The organism is Sinorhizobium terangae, from assembly GCF_009601505.1.
In the GTDB taxonomy this organism is placed as follows: domain Bacteria; phylum Pseudomonadota; class Alphaproteobacteria; order Rhizobiales; family Rhizobiaceae; genus Sinorhizobium; species Sinorhizobium terangae.
Map to the genome: position 1 here is coordinate 226,160 of NZ_WITC01000061.1, position 7,371 is coordinate 233,530.

Below are 7,371 nucleotides of genomic sequence, written 5' to 3' on the forward strand. Positions count from 1 at the left end.
CCCGCTCTAACGAGGTCACGAAGGAACCGGCAGAAGCTGAACATGTTCCGGCGTCAGCGCACGACGCCTTCACAGGCACTGTAAGGGGTCAGCCGGCGCATCGCGTACCTGTTACGGGATGCACCGTCACGGGGAAGAAGCTAGTCGGATTGATCGATCGCGTGAGGCGGCGGCTGGCCGTTTTCCGGCGTCCCGTCAATCGGAAAAAGCATCCAGATCAAGGCGATCACCACCAGCACGAGAATCACCGTCGCTGTGACTGCTTTGGACATCATACCTCCGACGGTCACCCCCGGTACCGGGGGATGAAGCAGGAGACTGACGGAAAAGGAGGGTGTGGCTTCCTGCTTCTTCGAAAGGCACCCCAATCGTCGTGGATGACAATTGTTCCTCAACCGGAAGATCAACGTCGTCTACTTCACGCTATATGCCCTCGCGAGCATTCACTTTGCGCGAAAAGATGACGGCAGACTTGGGAACACGGCGTGGAACAAAACGCCGCTACTCGCTTTCTCCGGAGACGAAAGGGAAAACCATGATTGCAAGCCCGAAAGAACCTGTCCGCCAAACGGCCGAGACACCCGACGAGGAAAGCGCTGAGACCGGGCCTGGTTTATCGCGCCCGGAGGATGCGAAGCCGGTGGACCAGGGCCGGATACCACCGGTCCGCAGCACCGATGAGGCGAATATCGATCCTGAAGATGTTCTTCCGGACGACGAGGAAGAGCAGTCGATTGCCGACAATCCATCGCGCGAAGAGATCCGCTTTGGCAATGTGAAGCCGCCGCGCCCTTAGATTGACTGCCGCGCTGTTGGCTGTGCAGGACGTCGCGGGTACCTGCTGGCGGACTTTGACCGGCTAAACGTGGCGGTCCATCTGGCACCGCCGTTAATACTTCCGTAGCTTTCCATTTCGAAACCCTATCCCACCGCTATGGAGCTCCAGTTTTTCGTTCCTTCGCCCTCGCCTTCCTCCTGGCCTCACGTAGCTCCTCGATCGTTGGTTGCCACCAACCGCGTTCAACCTCGTAGGTTCCGGGCTCGGTTTTCGAAGGCCAGGTTCGAACGAGCTCGTCCAGATTGGGCGCGCGCCATCTTCCCCAGATGTGCTCACGGGTGACGTCGCGATAGACATCGGCGACGCGATCTGGATCGACGATTTCGCCGGTGACCTCAGTGATGACAATGATCCGATAGCTGGTCGTCGAGATCGGCTTGCCGATTGGTGGCAAATCGTCGGCCGGCAACGGGATACGGCGACGCCGTCTCTCGGCAGATCGGCGCCGTGCCACCCTCTCCTCCTCCGTTCCCTTGCGCGCCTCGGCGCGCTTGCGCCGTTCCTCAGGTTCGTTGCGTTTTGCCTCTTCCTCGATCACCTGCCAATGCCGGTGAAGGTGGTCGTAGGAGGCGAACGGCACCCGCCAAGTTTTGAGTTCCGGCTGCCATTGGGCAAACGGCACCTGACGGAGTTCATCGACTATCTTCCGTGAATACGGCGTGCGGACCCGGAAGCCGTTGTTGTCGACCTTCAGGTAAGGGCTGAGAATGGGTTCGAACGCGTAGGCATCACGGCCCTTCTGATCCTCGTAGGGATCTCTTCTTGACGCTTCTCTGGCGAGCCAGCGATTGATCCTGCGCCCCGCTGTGGACCCGGGAACAAACCAGGCCTTACGCTCCTCGCTCCATCGAGCCCGCGGAAACGTTTCGCGAAAGCGTTGGACGGTCATCCAATCAAATGGAAAGCTGACATTCTCACCGATCTTGCCATCACCATCCTCGTGATGGGTCTCTGCTTCGTCCTCCATGCCGCAGATGCCTTCAATCGTTCGGCTGTTCTATTCCGAACGCGCGAGCTGAGAAAAGGATGCTCAATTCAACGGGATGTTCCTGGCGCGGAGACAAGGCCGATCGATGGAATCGGCGGGGCTTCAAGTGAAGAACTCAGGCGTGGACAATGTCAGGAGATGCGGGCTGCAGCATGCACTTGATTGGTGGGCTGGCCTTCGTGCACTTTTCGCAGCGGCGTGCCAGAAACGCGCATTCGGGCCTTCCCCGTTCGCCATCCTGTGTCAGTAGCTTGGCGCGGCAGTGCCTTTCGGAACTACATCTTCCCGCATCTTACGCGCCAAAGGGATGCGATGCTGCCCCGCAACAACGCGGGGCTTCTTCGTTGGTTCGGGCTCCTCAGCAGCCCGTTGTATCGCGTCCCTCGCTGGGGTTCATCTTTTTCTTGGCGAGACCGGGCGGGCAATCTTTGTTCGGGGCGTCATCCTGAGCGTCCCCAGCTGCGCTGTTATCATTGCTCTTCACGCTGCCGGTGGTCTCGCTGGAATAGGGCTTGTCCCCGCGTTGCCCCGCCTTGCAATTCGGGCTGCCCGGATCGCATTTTTCCATATTCATGGAAGGCTGATCCCCGGTCGCGCTCGTGCCGGACTGCGCGGAAGCAGTCAGGCTGGCCGCCGAGAACAGCGCTGCCGCTAAGGCAGCCGGTATGGCAAGTTTCATATCTAAGCTCCATTTGTTGCTTCCAAGCGTTCTCTTACGCTTGGCCCGTCCAACGAACCTCCCGCTTCCGGAAATGTTCCGGCCGGAACAACCAGCGATACCGTGCAAGAGCCAGTAAGCCCGCCACCGCGGCTTGAGCGCCGGGGAGTTGCTCACGCGCCGCCTACATGATCAGCGCCTGTTCGTGTTCTTGCTTTCGTGTGGCTCTTCACGTCAGGGAGGACGCCATCTCCTGCCGAGATATGCTCAGCAAGATGACGAGACTTGATCCGGCTCGATGGCCGCCAAGCGAAGGAGGCCCCCGACTGCTCGAGGGCCTCTTCAGTATGTCGATAAGCCAAGACTCCGGACGGCCATGGCTGCCGCCCGCGATCCGCTCGCCGTGAGATGGTCCTTCATGTCGAACAGGCTGTCTTCCACGAAGACGCTCTCACTTTGCTCCAATCAGGTCCTTGATCTCGCCCAGCTTCTTCATGCATCCCTGCTCATCGCCGGCTTCGGCCATTTTCTTGGCTTCTGCCTCGAGCTGGCTTGGCTTGTCGCCACTTTCACCGGTCCGCTTGCCGGTGACCTGCTCCTGATGAGGCGAAGTCGCTTTCGTCTGGCCGCCGGTCGATCCCGTTATTTCCGTTCCGACAGCCTTCTTCTGCTTGCCGGGCATGACTTCTTCCTGGTGCTCCGTAACAGGCGCGCCGGACCCGCTGCCGGCTGCGCCCGTTTCTGCGGAAACGATAGCCGGCCCGAGTTTCTCGAGTTCTTGACGGCAGTCCGCAAATGCCGGCACAGCCAGCAGTATGGGAAGGGCGGTGGCTGCCATGAGACGTATCAACATTGTTCTTCTCGCTCGCTGTTTGACGCAATGCGTCCGTTGCTGAGCCAAACAAAGCTCTACGTGAAGAGTTCCCGTTAGATGGCTGACTTTTTTAAACTCAGCGCGATCCGAAAATCCCGTTTCCCGGTCAGGTAGATCGTCACTCCACGCTCCTACTCCAGCTTTCATACCCTAGATCGGAAGACGAAGAATCGCGTCGTTTTCAGGTGCACCGAGGTGTCACCGGCAGTAGATCACCCCATCGGAACCCTTGCCAGCACCTCGTCGAGTGCATTGAGGAAATAGTCGCAATCCTCGGCGCTGAACGGCGCCGGCGGCTTTATCTTCAGCACGTTGTGATGCGGTCCCTCGCTTGAAAGCAGGATCCGGTGCTTCCTCTTCATCTCGGCGATGACGAAGTCGAGTTCGCCAGCGGCCGGCTCCAGGGTCTCCTGGTCGCGCACGAGTTCGATGCCGTTGAAGAGACCGTGGCCGCGCACGTCGCCGATGATCGGGTGCCGCTCCGCAAGCCGGCGGGCGCCATTCATCAAACGCTTGCCGACAACTGCGCAATGGTGAACCAGCCGCTCGTCGCGTATGACGTCGAGTACGGCAAGTCCGATCTCGGCGGAAACCGGATTGCCGCCGAAGGTGTTGAAATATTCCATGCCGTTGGCGAAGGCGGCCGCGATCGCTTCGGTGGTGACGACCGCCGCCATCGGATGGCCGTTGCCGATCGGCTTGCCCGTGGTGACGATGTCGGGAATCACGCCCTGCGTCTCGTGCGCCCACATGTGGCTGCCGACGCGGCCGAAGCCCACCTGCACCTCGTCCGCCAGGCATAGACCGCCAGCGGCGCGCACATGGGCGTAGGCTTCGTTGAGATAGCCCTCCGGCAGGACCAATTGGCCGCCGGTGCCGAGAATGCCCTCGCTGAAGAACAGCGCTGGCTTGCGGCCTTCCGCTGCCAGCGCTTCGAGCTGGCATTTCACGTCCTGCGCATATTTCGCGCCCGCATCGGCATCGCCATAGCGGTAGCGGCCGCGGTAAAGATCCGGCATCTCGGCAACGCGCACATGCGCGGGTCTGCCCTCGCCGCCCTTGCCGGCGAACTTGTAGGGACTGACGTCGATCAGGCTCGTGAGGTGCCCGTGATAGGCGTGATCGACCGTGATGATATCGCGGTTGCCGGTATAGGCGCGGGCGAGCCGGATCGCGAGATCGTTCGCCTCGCTGCCGGAGTTGACGAAGAAGCAGACGTTCAGGGGATCGGGGAAGAGTGCGGTCAGCCGTCGCGAATATTCGACCAGGCTGTCGTGCAGATAGCGCGAATTGGTGTTGAGCCGTGCGATCTGCGTCTCGGCCGCCTTGACGACGCGCGGGTGGCAATGGCCGACATGACAGACATTGTTGACCATGTCGAGCCAGCGCGTGCCCTCCTCGTCGATCAGGTAGGCGCCTTCGCCGCCGACGATCTTCAGTGGCGCCGCGCCATAGGCGATGCTCAGCGACCGGCCGATTCGGCGATGGCGCTCGCGCACCAGGAATTCCTTGTCGCGCGCAACGATCACCGAGGCCGGCACCGAAAGCCCGAGCACGACACTCGGATCCGGGCTGACCTCCCGCCAGACCTGCCATTGGTCGCGCACGCCGACGCCATGGATGCGCCCTTCGAGACCGAGATGGTCGGTGATGATCTGGAAGTGCAAATGCGGCACCCAGCCGCCGTTTTCGTGGCGGCCACCAAGCGTCGCGAAAGCCTCTCCCTTGGCAATCGACCGGCCGATCGCAAGCTTTTCCGCGCTCTCTCGCGACAGATGGCCGTAGAGCGTCCAGAACACGTCGCCGCTGTCGGTTGCGTGTTCGATGAGCACGGTCGGACCGAAACCGTGCGCCACGGCGTCGTCATGGTAGAAGGCGACCTTGCCTGCGAACGGCGCATGCACCGGCTCGCCGGCGGGCGCGAAAATATCGACACCGAGGTGAACGGTGCGGCGCTGGCTCGCGACCGTCGTGCTATAGGCATCTCCCTTGTAGACCGCCCGGTCCTCGCCATAGAGGCCGAGACCAAAATCCGCGCCCTCGGCGCGGATACGCGCCTCGATCCGCGCTTCCGCCTCGACCTTGTCGAGCGTCGCCCAGTCGTTGGCAGCGGGCCCCCCTGCGGAGAAATCGAAGACAGCCGCCTTCGGCTTCAGGACAGTCGGTCTTATGATCCCCGAGAAACCATGCGCATTGCGTTCCAGCCAGCGCACGATCCTCGCGGCTTTCGGAATGGGCGCAAAGCCGCAGGCATCGCGAAGGCGGGCGACGGCGATTGCCCGGTTTTCCCGCTCGATCCGCTGCAGTTCGCTCCAGACATCCTCCTGGCTGACGAGCAGATAGGTGTTTTCGGGATTCTCGCGGATCTGCTTTGCTGCCGTTGAGATGCTGACGGCATAGCGGGTGCGCACGAGATCGAAGATCAGTTCGACTTCGGTTTCCGTGAGCGGATTGACGTCGTGATAGGCACCGGCAAGGCGAGCCATGGTGCCCACCGCATCCTCTGCGCCGATCAGCGCATAGGCGGAAGCGACCGCAATCTCGATGACGCGAAAAGTCTCGACCATGTCGCCGAAGTCGAGCAGCCCGCTGACGCGGCCCTCGGCGTCGAGAAGCACGTTATAGTCGTTGGCATCGTTGTGGATTATTTGCCGCGGGCAGGCTGCGAGGCGCGGCAGAACGGCAGAAACGAAATGATCGAGGATGGCGCGGACCGTATTGCGCTTTTCCTCGTCGTCAATCAGCCCGACATGGTCGAGATGCATATCGGCCCGGGCAACATCCCAGCCATAAACACGCTTTGCGCCCGGATGATCGAAGCCCGTCAGGGCGCGGTCCAGCGTGCCGAGCAATGCTCCCAAGGTCTCGTCGCCAACGGCGCTGCGGTTCGAAGCATGCGCCCAGGTCTCGCCCGGCAGCCAGGTAAGAAGTCGGGCGAGACGCTCGCCCTTGAAGTCGACCGGACTGAGAAGCGCGCCGGAGCGATCCGGCAGGGCGCGGGAGATGGGCAGGGCCTGCGCTGCCAATGCCAGGTGTTCGAGAACGGCGAGTTGCATGTCGAGCTCTTCCGGCGCCCCCGCTGCGTGCAGCTTCAGCAGAAAGGCGCTGCCGTCGTTCGTGCGAACACGGAAATTGAGGTCGTGTTCTCCCGGCAGCGCGGAGATTTCTCCTTCTATCCCATAGGTCTCAGTGAGCAGCCTGTTGATTGCCGCGATCTCCTGTCCGCTCAGTTCTTTCGTCATGATCCCGCTCGCCTTCTCACCATGATACCTGTTTGCCGTCGAAAGCTCGGAAGCTGCCGCTGTCGGCGAGCCCGACGCCATCGATGATCGCTTTGAGGCCGGTCGCGCTCTCCGCAACTCGAATTCTCGCACCCTCGCCCCCCATGTCGGTCTTCACCCAGCCGGGATGCAACGACAGAACTGCAATTCCGTGTTTCCGCAGATCCTGGGCGAGTTTCACCGTCGCCATGTTCAGCGCCGCCTTGGAGCAACGATAAGCATAGTCGCCGTCGTCATCGTCGAGCGTACCCTCGGCGAGCGAGCCGGCCCGGCTGCTGATATTGGCGACGATCGGGCGTTCTCCGGCGAGGAGATTGGGCAGAAGCGCCTGGACGATGAGAAGCGGCGCCAGCGCATTGATCCGCATGATCTCGAGGAAGTCGTCCGGATCGATTGTCGCGAGACCGCCCGTATCGCCGCGAATGCCGGCATTGTTGATCAGGAGATCGATCGGCCGTCCGCCGAGACCGGCGGCGAGAGCGGCAATCGATCCCATGTCGGCAACGTCGAGCTGCCGATGCTCGATCCCCTCGCCATCCGGCGCGGTAGCCGCGCGGGCGCAGGCGATTACCGGCCAGCCGGCCGCCGCATATTGCCGCGCCAGCTCGCGGCCAAGGCCGCGCGAGGCGCCGGTGATGAGAACGGTGCGTTGGCCGGTCATGGGAGATTCCCTTGCTCGCGCCCGATGCACCCCCCTCTGCCCTGCCGGGCAGAGGGGGGTAACGCCACGCG

General features: G+C 61.9%; 7 protein-coding genes. 1 reads left to right on the plus strand and 6 read right to left on the minus strand.

Translation table 11 applies throughout. The features are described 5' to 3' along the window. Positions 1–140: 140 nt before the first annotated feature. Positions 141–272, minus strand: a complete 132-nt coding sequence (locus GHK62_RS34865) for a hypothetical protein (RefSeq protein WP_268833747.1) — start codon at positions 270–272, stop codon at positions 141–143. A gap of 176 nt (positions 273–448) precedes the next feature. Here GHK62_RS34865 and GHK62_RS17505 point away from each other — a divergent pair, with 176 nt between their 5' ends. Continuing rightward, on the plus strand, positions 449–796 hold the full coding sequence (locus GHK62_RS17505) for a hypothetical protein (protein ID WP_234886932.1): 348 nt from the start codon (positions 449–451) through the stop codon (positions 794–796). A 136-nt stretch (positions 797–932) separates the two neighbouring features. On the opposite strand, the gene GHK62_RS17510 is transcribed toward GHK62_RS17505, so the two are convergent. The 5 genes from GHK62_RS17510 to GHK62_RS17530 all read right to left on the minus strand — a co-directional run bounded on the left by GHK62_RS17510 (position 933) and on the right by GHK62_RS17530 (position 7,300). After that, positions 933–1,805 (minus strand): hypothetical protein, encoded by an 873-nt coding sequence (locus GHK62_RS17510; RefSeq protein WP_153440418.1) that lies wholly within the window; start codon positions 1,803–1,805, stop codon positions 933–935. Between the two features lie 379 nt (positions 1,806–2,184). Beyond that, complete coding sequence (locus GHK62_RS17515) at positions 2,185–2,505, minus strand: hypothetical protein (RefSeq protein WP_153440419.1); 321 nt, start codon at positions 2,503–2,505, stop codon at positions 2,185–2,187. Between the two features lie 430 nt (positions 2,506–2,935). Continuing rightward, positions 2,936–3,337, minus strand: a complete 402-nt coding sequence (locus tag GHK62_RS17520; protein ID WP_153440420.1) for a hypothetical protein — start codon at positions 3,335–3,337, stop codon at positions 2,936–2,938. Between the two features lie 233 nt (positions 3,338–3,570). Then, entirely contained in the window at positions 3,571–6,600 is a 3,030-nt protein-coding gene (locus GHK62_RS17525) for an aminotransferase class III-fold pyridoxal phosphate-dependent enzyme (RefSeq protein ID WP_153440421.1), read from the minus strand. 16 nt (positions 6,601–6,616) lie between these two features. After that, positions 6,617–7,300, minus strand: a complete 684-nt coding sequence (locus tag GHK62_RS17530; RefSeq protein WP_153440422.1) for an SDR family oxidoreductase — start codon at positions 7,298–7,300, stop codon at positions 6,617–6,619. Positions 7,301–7,371: the final 71 nt, after the last annotated feature.

Excerpts from the sequence above, each read along its gene's own strand:
- GHK62_RS34865 (WP_268833747.1), bottom strand. The coding sequence starts at position 272 with ATGTCCAAAGCAGTCACAGCGACGGTGATTCTCGTGCTGGTGGTGATC.
- GHK62_RS17510 (WP_153440418.1), bottom strand. The coding sequence starts at position 1,805 with ATGGAGGACGAAGCAGAGACCCATCACGAGGATGGTGATGGCAAGATC.
- GHK62_RS17515 (WP_153440419.1), bottom strand. The coding sequence starts at position 2,505 with ATGAAACTTGCCATACCGGCTGCCTTAGCGGCAGCGCTGTTCTCGGCG.
- GHK62_RS17520 (WP_153440420.1), bottom strand. The coding sequence starts at position 3,337 with ATGTTGATACGTCTCATGGCAGCCACCGCCCTTCCCATACTGCTGGCT.
- GHK62_RS17525 (WP_153440421.1), bottom strand. The coding sequence starts at position 6,600 with ATGACGAAAGAACTGAGCGGACAGGAGATCGCGGCAATCAACAGGCTG.
- GHK62_RS17530 (WP_153440422.1), bottom strand. The coding sequence starts at position 7,300 with ATGACCGGCCAACGCACCGTTCTCATCACCGGCGCCTCGCGCGGCCTT.